Source organism: Niallia sp. 01092 (assembly GCF_052318935.1).
GTDB lineage: Bacteria > Bacillota > Bacilli > Bacillales > Cytobacillaceae > Niallia.
In genome coordinates, this window is sequence record NZ_JBQRKO010000041.1 from 1 (window position 1) to 13820 (window position 13820).

At 35.6% G+C, this 13820-nt stretch carries 13 protein-coding genes, 1 tRNA gene, 1 other RNA gene and 1 other annotated feature; of the genes, 2 read left to right on the forward strand and 13 right to left on the reverse strand.

The genetic code is table 11. The features are described 5' to 3' along the window. Positions 1-143: 143 nt before the first annotated feature. The 7 genes from ACTXGU_RS21650 to tadA all read right to left on the reverse strand — a co-directional run bounded on the left by ACTXGU_RS21650 (position 144) and on the right by tadA (position 4481). Positions 144-395, reverse strand: coding sequence for a pro-sigmaK processing inhibitor BofA family protein (locus tag ACTXGU_RS21650; protein WP_443483610.1), 252 nt, complete (start codon positions 393-395; stop codon positions 144-146). A 154-nt stretch (positions 396-549) separates the two neighbouring features. After that, positions 550-765 carry a YaaL family protein gene (locus tag ACTXGU_RS21655; protein ID WP_443483598.1) on the reverse strand — a complete coding sequence of 72 codons (216 nt, stop codon included), beginning with the start codon at positions 763-765 and terminating at the stop codon, positions 550-552. A 19-nt stretch (positions 766-784) separates the two neighbouring features. Then, a complete protein-coding gene (recR, locus tag ACTXGU_RS21660; protein WP_443483599.1) occupies positions 785-1381 on the reverse strand; it encodes a recombination mediator RecR in 597 nt (198 codons plus the stop codon). Between the two features lie 10 nt (positions 1382-1391). Continuing rightward, on the reverse strand, positions 1392-1712 hold the full coding sequence (locus tag ACTXGU_RS21665) for a YbaB/EbfC family nucleoid-associated protein (protein WP_443483600.1): 321 nt from the start codon (positions 1710-1712) through the stop codon (positions 1392-1394). Positions 1713-1790: 78 nt separating this feature from the next. Then, a complete protein-coding gene (dnaX, locus tag ACTXGU_RS21670) occupies positions 1791-3494 on the reverse strand; it encodes a DNA polymerase III subunit gamma/tau (RefSeq protein ID WP_443483601.1) in 1704 nt (567 codons plus the stop codon). Between the two features lie 127 nt (positions 3495-3621). Continuing rightward, positions 3622-3886: signal recognition particle sRNA large type (ffs, locus tag ACTXGU_RS21675), an RNA gene on the reverse strand. A gap of 112 nt (positions 3887-3998) precedes the next feature. Next, the gene (tadA, locus tag ACTXGU_RS21680) at positions 3999-4481 is read right to left on the reverse strand and encodes a tRNA adenosine(34) deaminase TadA (protein ID WP_443483602.1); all 483 of its coding nucleotides are present in this window, start codon (positions 4479-4481) and stop codon (positions 3999-4001) included. A gap of 277 nt (positions 4482-4758) precedes the next feature. Here tadA and ACTXGU_RS21685 point away from each other — a divergent pair, with 277 nt between their 5' ends. Beyond that, on the forward strand, positions 4759-6045 hold the full coding sequence (locus ACTXGU_RS21685; RefSeq protein WP_443483603.1) for a glycosyl hydrolase family 18 protein: 1287 nt from the start codon (positions 4759-4761) through the stop codon (positions 6043-6045). A gap of 164 nt (positions 6046-6209) precedes the next feature. Here ACTXGU_RS21685 and ACTXGU_RS21690 read toward each other — a convergent pair. The 6 genes from ACTXGU_RS21690 to guaB all read right to left on the reverse strand — a co-directional run bounded on the left by ACTXGU_RS21690 (position 6210) and on the right by guaB (position 12630). Continuing rightward, positions 6210-6302: transfer RNA gene (locus ACTXGU_RS21690), tRNA-Ser, on the reverse strand. A gap of 113 nt (positions 6303-6415) precedes the next feature. Beyond that, complete coding sequence (gene serS / locus ACTXGU_RS21695; RefSeq protein WP_443483604.1) at positions 6416-7696, reverse strand: serine--tRNA ligase; 1281 nt, start codon at positions 7694-7696, stop codon at positions 6416-6418. A gap of 63 nt (positions 7697-7759) precedes the next feature. Then, positions 7760-7980 (reverse strand) — a binding site (T-box leader). 60 nt (positions 7981-8040) lie between these two features. Then, positions 8041-8625: a pyridoxal 5'-phosphate synthase glutaminase subunit PdxT gene (gene pdxT, locus ACTXGU_RS21700; RefSeq protein WP_443483605.1), complete on the reverse strand. Its 585-nt coding sequence runs from the start codon at positions 8623-8625 to the stop codon at positions 8041-8043. Positions 8626-8631: 6 nt separating this feature from the next. Further along, entirely contained in the window at positions 8632-9513 is an 882-nt protein-coding gene (pdxS, locus tag ACTXGU_RS21705; protein WP_443483606.1) for a pyridoxal 5'-phosphate synthase lyase subunit PdxS, read from the reverse strand. A gap of 169 nt (positions 9514-9682) precedes the next feature. Further along, complete coding sequence (locus ACTXGU_RS21710; RefSeq protein WP_443483607.1) at positions 9683-11014, reverse strand: D-alanyl-D-alanine carboxypeptidase family protein; 1332 nt, start codon at positions 11012-11014, stop codon at positions 9683-9685. 149 nt (positions 11015-11163) lie between these two features. After that, positions 11164-12630, reverse strand: a complete 1467-nt coding sequence (gene guaB / locus ACTXGU_RS21715) for an IMP dehydrogenase (RefSeq protein ID WP_443483608.1) — start codon at positions 12628-12630, stop codon at positions 11164-11166. A 114-nt stretch (positions 12631-12744) separates the two neighbouring features. Between guaB and ACTXGU_RS21720 the strand changes: the two genes are divergently transcribed. Beyond that, entirely contained in the window at positions 12745-13698 is a 954-nt protein-coding gene (locus ACTXGU_RS21720) for a YaaC family protein (RefSeq protein ID WP_443483609.1), read from the forward strand. Positions 13699-13820: the final 122 nt, after the last annotated feature.

Sequence of the window (13820 nt, forward strand, 5' to 3'; positions counted from 1 at the left end):
TAATATTAACATTCAAACCATCTATTGTCAAATGTTTTTTTATTTATTTTTCACAACCTTGTTGCGACTCTTAGTATATTATCACCTTATACTTTTAAAGTCAATAATATTATTAAAAAAACAACTAAATTAAATTAGTTGTTTTACAAAATATACTTTTGAATCGCTACAAGGGCTGCTACTCCAGGAATTCCTAATATACCTGACACAGTCGAAGTAGCAAAATTAATAGGAATATGAATTCCATATTTATTCCCAAAAGCGTTAAGGAAAAATAAAAAAAGTGCTCCTATGACTAGTTTTATTATACCTTGACCAATAAAACGCAATGGTTTAAAAGGTGTTCCTGCAATAAGCAACAAAACAACAAGTCCAACGACAATAGAGATAATCATAACAGGGCTCAAAATCAACTCATCCTCCCTAAAATAACTTGTACTAATAGATATGTGGCATATCTATTTAGTAGAACTAAGGAGAATAAAGAAAAGCTTCAGCGACTTATTCAACGCTGAAGCTAGAAATTGAAAAATTTTATCTTTAAACTAATTACCTTAACGTAACATTTCTTTCTTTCGCTTCTTTAAAAAGAAAAAAATATTTTGCTTCTGTTAATCTTGCAGCACATAATACTTCATCAGAAGGATCAAAACTTTTATCTAACAATGTCTTTTCGTTTAACCAATCCTGCTTTAAATGTTTAAACTGGACTAATAATTTTTCATCGAATTCTTTTCTTAATTTTCCCTTTCGGCGAAAAAACATCTCTAATAGTCCCCCAATATTATACTTCTCTTCTTCCTTCTAACGCCTTTGAAAGTGTTACTTCATCAGCATATTCCAGATCTCCACCAACTGGTAATCCATGTGCTATTCTTGTTACTTTAATACCTGAAGGTTTTAATAATCTCGAAATATACATGGCAGTTGCCTCTCCTTCAATATTAGGATTGGTTGCCATAATCACTTCTTCTACCTCTTCTTCCTGCAGCCTTTTGATCAGTGATGGAACATTTATATCTTCCGGACCTATTCCATCCATTGGTGAAATTGCTCCGTGCAATACATGATACAATCCTTCATATTCTTTCATCTTTTCCATCGCAATAACATCTTTAGGATCTTGCACGACACAGATGATTTTTCTGTTTCTTCTTTTATCTTCACAAATATAACAAGGATCTTGATCTGTTATATGACCACAAACAGAACAATAAGTTAAATTTCTTTTTGCATTTACTAATGCTTTTGCAAAATCTAAAACGGTATCTTCTTTCATATTCAATACAAAAAAAGCCAGTCGCGCAGCCGTCTTAGGGCCGATACCTGGCAATTTCATAAAGCTATCAATTAGCTTCGATATTGGTTCAGGATAATGCATAATCTCCCTCCTAGAACATTCCCGGAAGATTCATCCCTTTAGTGAATTGTCCCATCGTTGAATTTGCAAGCTCATCTGCTTTTTTTAATGCATCATTTGTAGCTGCAAGTACAAGATCTTGGAGCATTTCCACATCTTCTGGATCTACAACTTCTTCCTTGATTGTCACTTCTACTATTTCTTTATGGCCCGTTACAACAACCGTTACCATACCACCGCCAGCAGTACCTTCAATCTTTTTTTCTCCTAGCTCCTCTTGCGCCTCAGCCATTTTTTTTTGCATTTTTTGCATTTGTTTCATCATGTTTTGCATATTACCCATTCCACGCATTGTTATTACCTCCATTATAAATAATTATCAACTAAATATTTTCTCCTATTACATATGTTACAATGATTCCTATCATGCTTACTCTTTTACCTCTAACAATTCTTCACCAAATAATTTAATTGCTTCTTCTACAACCGGGTCCTTTTTATCGGTTTCCGAAGCATCCCCTTCAGATGAATGAGAATGGTAGGAGCTGCTCAAGAAGTCTTCCCTTATCTTCAGCCACTGATCCTCTGGAACACCTACTATTTTATATTTTTTCCCAATTAATTGATATAAAGAATTGGTAACGGTCTCTATAAATTTACCATTATCCAATGCCATTTGACAGTGAATTTCATATTTAAATTTAATGATAATCGAATCATCGGAAGCTGCTACCGGCTCTGCTTCGTTTAATAATGCAGCTTGTGACCGCATTTGATTTTGCACCAGTTTATTTAACATTTCTCCCCAATTGCTTTTAATATGCTGCAGCTCAGGTTTAGTCGCCACCTTAAGTATCTCATTAATTTTTCCAGCAGGTGCCTGAAACCCTTTTCGATTGGTTCTTGGTTTCTTTTGAGGAGCTGCACTCTCGGCTCTGACACTTACTCCATGTTGCTTTAACGCTGCAAGTTCTTCTTCAAGAGAATCAATTTTTGCCATTAAACGCTGGAGCTCAGGTAGGGATGCATCGCTTTTAGCATGACGCGGTCCTTCTAATTGACATAATTTCACGATTGCCACTTCTAAAAAGATTCTTGGATGGTTAGTCCAACGCATGTCCTGCTGTGTTTTATTTAACAGATTTATTATTTTATATATATGCTCCTGTACGTATGCTTCTGTTAAATCTTTAAACTCATCATCCAACAGCACTCTTTCTAATGACTCTTCCAGATTTGGCGCTGTTTTATATAACAGCATATCTCGATAAAAGAAAATAAAATCTTCAATAAAACGGCCAGGATCTTTTCCTGCAAGCAATAGTTCCTCTAAATATTGTAACCCATTAATCGTATCATTTTCAAAAATTGCTTTGGCTAATTTATTTAAAAAACCTTGAGAAACTGCTCCAGTAACAGTTAATGCATCATCAACTGTTACGGAATCTTCACTATAGGAAATCGCTTGGTCTAATAAACTAAGCGCATCACGCATTCCTCCATCAGCCGCTCTTGCAATCATTTGCAGCGCTTTTTCTTCACAAGAAATACCTGACTCTTGTACAATGACACTCATTCTATTTACAATAGATTGTGCGGTAATTCTCCTGAAATCAAATCGCTGACATCTCGAAATAATCGTTAATGGAATTTTATGAGGCTCCGTAGTGGCTAATATAAAGATAACATGTTTTGGGGGTTCCTCTAAAGTTTTTAGCAATGCATTAAAAGCTCCTATTGAGAGCATATGCACTTCGTCTATTATATAAACTTTATACGGCACAGAACTTGGAGCGTACTTTACTTTATCTCTAATATCCCGTATTTCCTCTACACCATTATTAGATGCTGCATCTATTTCGATTACATCTGGAATAGAACCATCTGTAATCCCTTTGCAAGCTGTACATTCATTGCACGGTTCTCCGATTGGAGCTCGTTCGCAGTTCACTGCTTTTGCCAATATTTTCGCAGCACTCGTTTTCCCTGTTCCTCTTGGTCCCGAAAAAAGATAAGCATGTGATATTTTTTGTTGAAGAAGGGCATTTTGCAACGTTTTGGTTATATGTTCCTGACCGACAACATCAATAAACTGCTGTGGTCGCCAAACTCTATATAATGCTTGGTAATTCATCGATTCGCCCCCTTGTCGTTATTCCCATGATTATTATAGCTTATCTATTCTCTTTTTTACATATATGTAATATGTAAAAAAACCCACCCTTTAAACGAGGATGAGTTTATTATGTAAAATATAACTGCCGTGCACCTTTCTTCGACTAGCACCCATAAGCGTTACTTAAGTAGTTAGCTCAGTCCAGGTAACCCTGCGGCACATGGGGGTGTCCACTTAATGCTGCTTCCTTCCGGACCTGACATGGTTCATGGATTCCCATTGCGCAGGACCCGGACGTCAACACCACTTGCTTAAGGCAGACCCTACAGGATACTAGCCTCAGAAAGGAATTCAGCCTCGCTAGAGCGGATTGCGAGTACAGGGCACCGCTACCTCCCCGCTTAGCACGACAAAATTGATACCATTATTAAGGTGTCTTGTTTGTAAGACACATTTATAAGTATACTGATAAAGTAACAAAAATGCAACGGTTATCATTTGTTAATTATTGTAATTGTTTTTTCACAGCTTCTCTTCTTTTTTACGAGCGCGCAATTCTCTAAAAAAAAGAGAAAGCAATTGTCCGCATTCTTCTGCTAAAACACCTGACACCACTTCACTTTGATGATTAAACCTACTATCTTCTAATAAATTCATAAATGTCCCAGCACATCCTCCTTTAGGATCGCTTGCTCCATATACTACTTTAGCAACCCTTGAAAGGATAATTGCCCCAGAACACATGGCACAAGGCTCAAGCGTTACATATAATACGGCATCTTCTAATCTCCATGTCCCTAATTTTTTACAAGCTTTATCAATCGCTAATAATTCTGCATGCGCTACCGCTGTTTGCTCTGTTTCTCTTAGATTATGTGCAGCAGCAAGTATTTCTCCGTTTTGTACAATGACAGCCCCAATAGGCACCTCATTAACAGCTGCAGCTTTTTTCGCTTCCTCGATTGCCAACTGCATATAAAAAGAATGTTCATTTTCTAATGTCATCTAACACACACCTTACGTATTCTCATTTAACTAAAATCATTTACTTTTACACAAATTATAGAAAGACCTATATATTAACGACCATTATAACTTACAGATGGCATATTTAGAAAAAATAATGTCAAATTGCCTGTAATAGTTACAAAAACATTTACCTAGCAAGGACTAAGATATCTAACTTGAAACATCAATTCTGGTATTGAAAAAAATACTATCATGTCTACCCTTTTCCCTTCATAAAATGGACTAAGTGCTTTTAACTGTAGGAGGGAATAGAATGCAAATTCATGTAGTACAAAGTAATCAAACGTTAGCAGGCATTGCTCAAACCTATGGGACAACGGTTGCAGACATTGTGGAAGCAAATGAACTTCCTAATGCCAATCAATTAGTGGTTGGCCAGGCATTGGTAATACCAATAATCGGAAGTTTTTATTGGGTGCAATCCGGCGATAGTCTTTGGTCCATTGCTCAAAAATTTCAACTGACTTATCAAGAGTTAGCCTCCATTAACAGAATACCAATTAATCAACCATTACAGGTTGGATTACGATTATATATACCACAAAGACCAAAAATGGCAGCAGAATTTAATGCATATGTGGAACCAAGAGGGGAATCCGTCTCTCCAGTTTTAGAAACAAGTGCACGTGAAGCAGCACCCTACTTAACTTATTTAGCACCTTTTAGCTTTCAGGCTCTAAGAGATGGTTCACTAAAAGAACCTTTATTAAATAACTTCCCCGCTATTGCAAAAGCGAATAATAATGTTTTAATGATGGTCATTACAAACCAAGAAAATGATCAGTTTAGCGATGAATTAGGACGAATCCTTTTAAATGATCAGGCCATCCAAAATAGATTTTTAAATAATATTGTAAATACCGCTAATAAATATGGATTTAAAGATATTCATTTTGATTTTGAATATTTAAGACCAGCAGATAAAGAAAGCTATAACAGTTTTCTCAGAAAAGCAAAATCTCGTTTTGCAGAACAAGGATGGTTATTATCAACCGCGCTTGCTCCGAAAACGAGCGCAGATCAAAAAGGTAAGTGGTATGAAGCACATGATTATAAAGCACACGGGGAAATTGTCGACTTTGTTGTCATTATGACATATGAGTGGGGTTACAGCGGGGGGCCGGCTATGGCTGTTTCACCAATTGGACCAGTTAGAGACGTATTACAATATGCTATTACGGAAATGCCACCTTCCAAAATAATGATGGGCCAAAATTTATATGGATATGATTGGACACTTCCCTTTGTAGAAGGCAGCATCGCCAGAGCACTTAGTCCACAAGCAGCCATCCAACTCGCCAGAGAAAATAAGGTACCGATTCTTTATGATCAAAAAGCACAGGCTCCTTACTTTAAATACACGGACACGAGCAATAAATTACATGAAGTTTGGTTTGAGGATGCAAGATCTATTCAAGCCAAATTTAATTTAATTAAAGAATTGAATCTACGAGGAATGAGTTATTGGAAATTAGGACTATCGTTTCCGCAAAATTGGTTATTGATCGTCGATAATTTCCAAGTTACAAAAAGACCTTAATATTTAAAAATATTTCGCTTTGTAACTGCGTACCCCTAAAACACTCGTCCTACCAAACACAATACATATAAAAATCCAAACAGTCTTTTTTCATACAAAAGAGCTTACTGCAAATGCAGTAAGCTCAATATCTCCAATATTTATGCGCAATTGTATTAAAATCATGGAGGAGGAAAGGGGATTCGAACCCCTGCGCGGTTTGACCCGCCTGTCGGTTTTCAAGACCGATCCCTTCAGCCGGACTTGGGTATTCCTCCATCAGACAAGATATAATATATCACTTCTTAAAATAGAAGTCAACACTATTTTTTATTTTTTTACTATAAAAGGAGAATCAGCCTCCTTTTATAGTAAAAATAGCTGTCAGTACTTATTTCGCAGCAATTACTTCTTTATTCCCCATGTAAGGACGAAGTACTTCTGGAATTATCACACTGCCATCTTCTTGTTGGTAGTTTTCTAAAATGGCTGCAACTGTACGGCCAATCGCCAATCCTGATCCATTTAATGTATGAACATGTTCCGGTTTGCCTTTAGGATCTCTACGGAAACGAATATTTGCTCGTCTCGCTTGGAATGCTTCGAAATTACTGCAAGAAGAAATTTCTCGGTACATATTATAGCTTGGAATCCAAACTTCTACATCATATTTTTTGGCAGCAGTGAATCCTAAATCTCCTGTACACATGCTTAATACACGATATGGTAATTTTAACAGCTGCAGTACTTTCTCTGCATTTGCTGTTAAAGTCTCTAATTCTTCATAAGAATCTTCTGGCTTCACAAACTTTACTAATTCTACTTTGTTAAATTGATGTTGTCTGATTAACCCTCTTGTATCTCTACCTGCTGAACCTGCTTCAGAACGGAAGTTAGCACTAAAAGCCGCATATTTAATCGGAAGCTGTTCTCCATCTAATATTTCATCACGGTGCAAGTTGGTCACAGGAACCTCAGATGTCGGGATTAAAAAGTAATCTTCTTTTTCAATTAAAAAGGCATCCTCTTCAAACTTAGGAAGCTGTCCTGTTCCCGTTAAACTTGCTCTATTTACTAAAAATGGTGGAATAACCTCTTGGTATCCATGTTCTTCTGTATGAAGATCCAGCATAAAGTTAAAAAGGGCTCTCTCTAGTCTTGCTCCTAAACCTTTATAAAACACAAAACGACTGCCTGTAACTTTTGCTGCACGTTCAAAATCAAGTAAATCTAAGTCAGTTGCAACATCCCAATGCGGCTTAGGATCAAATGCAAATTGGCGGATTTCTCCCCATTTTCTAACTTCAACATTATCATCCTCAGTATCTCCTACTGGTACACTTTCATGCGGTAGATTTGGAATACCCAACATAATCGCTTGTAGTTTTTCTTCTACAATTCGGAGCTCATCATCAAACCCCTTAATCTTCTCGCCAACTTCTCTCATCTCGACAATAAGAGCATCAGCATCCTTTTTTTCTCTTTTTAATACAGCAACTTGCTGTGACACTTCATTTCTTCTGCTTTTAAGCTGCTCTGTTTCAACGATTAATTCTCTTCGTCTTTTGTCTAATTCCTCAAAGTTATCCAGTTCAGATAAGTCTTCTCCTCTGTGCTGCAATTGTTGTTTTACCATTTCAAAATTAGCACGGACAAATTTTATATCCAACATATTCTTTCCTCCTATTTATCTTCTTTTTTTAATATCAAAAAAAACAAAAAACTCCCATCCCTATAAAGGGACGAGAGTTACCCGCGTTGCCACCCTAGTTGAAAGCATGCTACTTTCCACCTTAAAGAAAATAACGGTTTTTAGCCGAAAGCAATTACTAGCTAATACAGCGTTCCATGCTTTTACTCTAGGATGGATTCACAGGTTTTATTCACCGATTCGCACCAATCATCGGCTCTCTTTAGAATATTGCACCTATTACTATTTCCTATCAATGTAGATATACTATATAATTTTTTTCATCGTACTATAATTATTAACACACTTCAACCATAATATGCAAATTAATTTTTTGCTTCCTTCGCCATGTTAATAAAGTATCCAGTTAATCGATGATCCTCTGTTAACTCTGGATGAAAAGAGCATCCAAGAAATTGACCTTCTCTTGCTGCCACAATTCTCTCATTATGCTTTGCAAGAATCTCAACATTCTCTCCTGCTGACATAATATGTGGTGCTCGAATAAAGACTGCTGTAAAATCATCTGCTACACCAGCTATATCTAAATCAGCTTCAAAGCTTTCCCTTTGTCTGCCAAATGAATTACGCGCAACATGCACATCCATCACACCTATATGCGGCTCATCATATCCTTCAATAGATTTCGCTAATAAAATCAAACCAGCACATGTTCCAAACATCGGTTTTTCTGATTTTGCAAATTCCTTTAAAGAATCCATAAAATCATATTTATCAATTAAACGACGCATCGTCGTACTTTCTCCACCAGGAATAATTAAACCATCAATTTCCTCTAATTGTTCCTTGTGTTTTACGACTACTGCGTTTGCTCCATTTGCTTCTATTGCATGAACATGTTCTCTTACAGCACCTTGCAACCCAAGAACACCAATTGTCACATTAGACATAATTTCTTACCATCCACGTTCTTGCATACGAGTTTCTGGAGTAAGGCTTGCTATTTCAATCCCTTTCATAGCAGTTCCTAAGTTTTTCGAAATCTCAGCAATTAATTTATAATCTTGGTAATGTGTTGTTGCTTCTACGATTGCTCTAGCAAACTTTGCAGGGTTGTCTGATTTAAAGATACCAGAACCAACAAATACACCGTCCGCTCCTAATTGCATCATAAGGGCTGCATCTGCAGGTGTAGCAACTCCACCAGCTGCAAAGTTTACAACAGGCAGGCGTCCTAATTTTTTAATTTCTAATAGTAATTCATATGGAGCTCCAAGAAGTTTTGCTTCTGTCATTAGCTCATCTTCATTCATATGCACTACTTTACGTACTTGTGCATTTACTTTACGAATATGACGAACAGCTTCTACGATGTTACCAGTTCCAGGCTCACCTTTTGTACGAAGCATAGAAGCACCTTCACCAATACGTCTAGCAGCTTCTCCTAAATCACGGCATCCGCAAACAAAAGGAACCGTATAATCATTCTTGTTTAGGTGGTACTCTTCATCAGCAGGTGTTAATACTTCACTTTCGTCAATATAATCAACACCCATTGCTTCTAAAACTTTTGCTTCTACAATATGCCCAATACGCGCTTTCGCCATAACTGGAATCGTAACTGCATTCATTACTTCTTCCACAATAGTAGGATCTGCCATTCTAGCAACTCCACCAGCTGCACGAATATCAGATGGCACTCTTTCAAGAGCCATAACAGCAACTGCTCCTGCTTCTTCTGCAATCTTAGCCTGCTCTGCATTTACAACGTCCATAATAACGCCGCCTTTTTGCATTTCAGCCATTCCACGTTTAACTCGGTCAGTACCTGTTTTCAATTTAAATGCCTCCTATATTCGCCTACAATTTTTAAATAATAGTATGTTCAATACATTAAGGAATTTTTCATAGTTTAAATATTATTATCCCTAATGAAAATAAACAATAAAAAAAGGTTTATGTCAAGACAGTAAACCTTCTTTTATTATCGTTTAACAGATCGTTATTTTAAAACCAACCTTTTACGGTAGTGGATACACTTTTCCAAATGTCAGAGAAAAACCCTCCAACTCCACGCATTGCCAATACAAACCAATTTGCTTTTTCTATATTTTCAGTAGCAATAACTTCAACTGACACGCTCTCGCTTCCATCATTTGTTAAAAACGGAATGTTTTCTCCATCTTTTGTTTGCAATACAATATAACCTACTTTATCTCCTTTTTTTACAGGAGCAGTAAGTTCACCGTTGCTATTTAATTTTTTTTCATCTATTACAAGCTTTGGTTGATAGTTTTCTTTTTCACCATTTTTTATTACAAGATTTATCGCTTGATTTGTGCTGATCTTTACCTTATCTTCTTTTCCTTTTACTACTTTAAGTGTTTCATGATTTTTTACCGTATAGTTGCTAGGAAGAATTTCTTCTTTAGCAAAATTGCTAAATCCGTAATCCAATATTTTTATCGTTTCAGAAAAACGAGAATTTTTTGTTTTCCCTTTCATTACAACCGTGATAAAACGTTGATCTCCTCTTTTAGCTGTTGCTGTAACATTATAGCCTGCATAGTCAGTCGAACCAGTTTTTAACCCGTCAACCCCTTCATATTCAAAAATTAATGAAGGCAATAACCAGTTAAAGTTTTTATATTCTCTTCCATCCCGGAATTTTAAACTCGGCATACTGGATGTTTCCAACACTTCCGGATAATCATTTACTAAACGATATGCTAATTTTGCAACAGCTTTTGCTGACATTTCATTTTCGCTCGTTTCGTCGCCGGCTGGATATTTTCCTAGAAGGTCAACATTATTTAAACCAGATGAGTTAACAAATTTATAATCTTTTAACCCTAATTCTGCTGCTTTTTTATTCATTACAGTAATATAATTTTTTTCCGTTCCAGCAATCAATTCAGCCAACGCAACCGTCGCTGCATTCCCTGAATGGATGGCCATTGCTTGATATAATTCTTTTACTGTGTACTCTTCTCCTTCTGTTAATCCAACATTCGAGAGTTCTGGAGCACCAGATAATTGATGTACATAATGATTTATTTTTACTTTCTGATCCCAGCTAATTTTGCCATTTTTCACTGCTTCAAGAACAATATATTCCGTCATCATCTTAGACATAGAAGCAACGCCTAATAACTTATCAGCATTTTTTTCGTATAGTATTTCTCCTGTATCAGCATCTACTAGTATCGCTGCCTCTGACTCAAGACCCAATTCATCTTTTCCTGCTGCTTTTGCTTGCTGTGGTAGACCTGTAGATAATGTTGCGAACATAAGAAGCATCATCGTGAAATACAGCGTCCACTTTCTAATTTGATTCAATGATATTACCTCCAAAACTATAATTATATTATCTATTAAAATTAATTTATTTTTTTGTTAAGAATTTCCCTTGTCCAGTTTAACATAAAAAAATCAAAAAAAATAGACAGTGAACAAGTTCACTGTCTATTAAAGATAAAGAGAATTACTTAAGAAATAGAGTAATTTGGTGCTTCTTTTGTGATTTGTACATCATGTGGATGACTTTCTCTTAAACCTGCTCCAGTCATTTTTACAAATTGAGCATTTTCTCTTAACTCATACAAGTCTTTTGTACCACAATACCCCATACCTGAACGGATTCCACCTACAAGCTGATAAATAGTATCAGAAAGTGGTCCTTTATAAGGCAGGCGACCTTCAATTCCCTCTGGTACAAACTTTTTATTATCTTCTTGGAAATAACGGTCCTTTGAGCCTTTTTCCATTGCTGCTACAGAACCCATTCCTCTATATACTTTAAATCTACGGCCTTGGAATATTTCTGTTTCTCCTGGGCTTTCAGAAACACCTGCAAGCAAGCTGCCAAGCATTACCGCATGTCCTCCTGCAGCAAGTGCTTTAACGATATCACCTGAATATTTAATTCCGCCATCAGCAATAATTGATTTCCCATGCTTTCTAGCTTCTGTAGCACAGTCGTATACAGCAGTTATTTGTGGTACACCAACCCCTGCAACAACCCTTGTTGTACAAATCGATCCAGGTCCAATTCCCACTTTCACAATATCTGCTCCAGCTTCTATTAAAGCTTTAGTTCCTTCTGCAGTAGCTACATTCCCTGCGATAATCGTTAAATCAGGGAAAGCATTTCGTATCTCTCTTACTCCATCTAACACACCTTGAGAATGTCCATGAGCAGTATCTAAAACGACTACATCTACATGTGATTGAACTAATAATTCTACTCTTTTTATAGCATCGCTCGTAACACCAACTGCAGCACCTACTAATAGCCTTCCGTGAGCATCTTTAGCCGAATGTGGAAATTCAATTACCTTTTCAATATCCTTAATAGTAATTAAACCTTTTAATACTCCTTCACTATCAATTAAAGGCAATTTTTCAATTTTATATTTCTGCAATATACTTTCTGCTTCTTCTAGTGTCGTTCCTACTGGAGCCGTTACTAAATTCTCTTTTGTCATAACATCTGAGATTTTAATGGAAAAGTCTTCAATGAAACGAAGGTCACGATTTGTTAAAATACCTACTAATTTTTGCTCATCATTATTATTAACAATAGGTACACCAGAAATGCGGTATTTCCCCATCAAATGTTCTGCATCAAAAACTTGATGGTCTGGTGTAAGGAAAAATGGATCCGAAATAACTCCACTTTCAGAACGTTTAACTTTATCAACTTGTTCAGCCTGTTGTTCGATAGACATATTTTTGTGAATAATGCCTAATCCACCTTGTCTTGCAATAGCAATAGCCATATCTGCTTCTGTAACAGTATCCATTCCAGCACTAATAAGAGGAATGTTTAAGTTAAGATTTGCTGCTAATTGAACCTTTAAACTAACATCACGTGGTAGTACTTCCGATTTAGCTGGTATTAATAAAACATCATCAAACGTTAATCCTTCTTTAACAAATTTACTTTCCCACATTTTAACGCCTCCATAAAGTTAAAAAATATTATTAGTAGGTTATCAATTGGACAAAATACTGTCAAGGTCAGATAAATAAGTTCCATTTTTCAAAAAATTCAGGAGGTACATAGAATGTTACATCAATATAAAGGCTGGGATTCATTTAGTTGCTTTTTTTCAGCAGAATACTCCCAGTTATTCCTAAAAAAATGTTATAAATTACATAACATTCATGATATAGAAAAAAGAAGCTATCAAAACTGCTATCCATTTATTTACTTTTTGGAGCAAGGAAAATTATATTTCCAGCAAGGGGTAAATTCCCCTTTATCTATTCAGCCACTTTTACTTTTTTACGGTTTTGTTCATTTAATTAAGGCATGCCTTCTAACAATTGATCCTGCCTATCCAAATTCTACGTCGGTTCTTGCTCATGGTGTTTCAACAAGAAAAAAGAAAAAGCAGCAATATCGTTTTTTTCAAGATGAAGTAAAAATCCAAAAAAATGGCTTATTTACTTACATGGCAGAAAAGATGTTTGATACAAAATCTTTAGAAGGAGAAAAAGTAAAAATGGAACATCTCCTGAAACAAATTCCTGAATTAACAGGTCTTTTTCATATTATGAACGGACAAAATTTATTTTTGCCTGTGGTATTTAATAATACTACAATTTCGGTTCCTGTCCAAATATTAGATACTTACTTTATGAATATAAACCGTTTTAAGGACTATTTAGAAAAAAAGAGTCATACTCCTATTAAAAATTTCGAACAAAATAAACGATTTATTAATATTGAATATTTGGAACCTCTGCTGTCTGTTGAACCATTTAAATATAATATTTCTGATAACAATCACTATATTTCCATAACAAAGGAAGAGCAATTTCACTTTCCAGAAATACTTAGTCATTATTTAATTTTATATAATTTAAGCATGATATCTCGTTATGAAATAGAATGGTGGAGTGAATTATTAAAAACTACACCCAATCATGATTATCCTTTTATTGAAAACTTTTTATCTATTTCTGTTAATAAAGGCCCTTACTTAATTTACAAATTTTTAGAAAAATATTTATAACGCTGCTTCCACACTGGTTAGCAAGTTAAATCATCCTTTTTTATTAAGGAAATGAAACTATTCTTTATTCCTTAATCTATTTTATTGTTTATACAAAAAAACATCTAATATTAATTAGATGT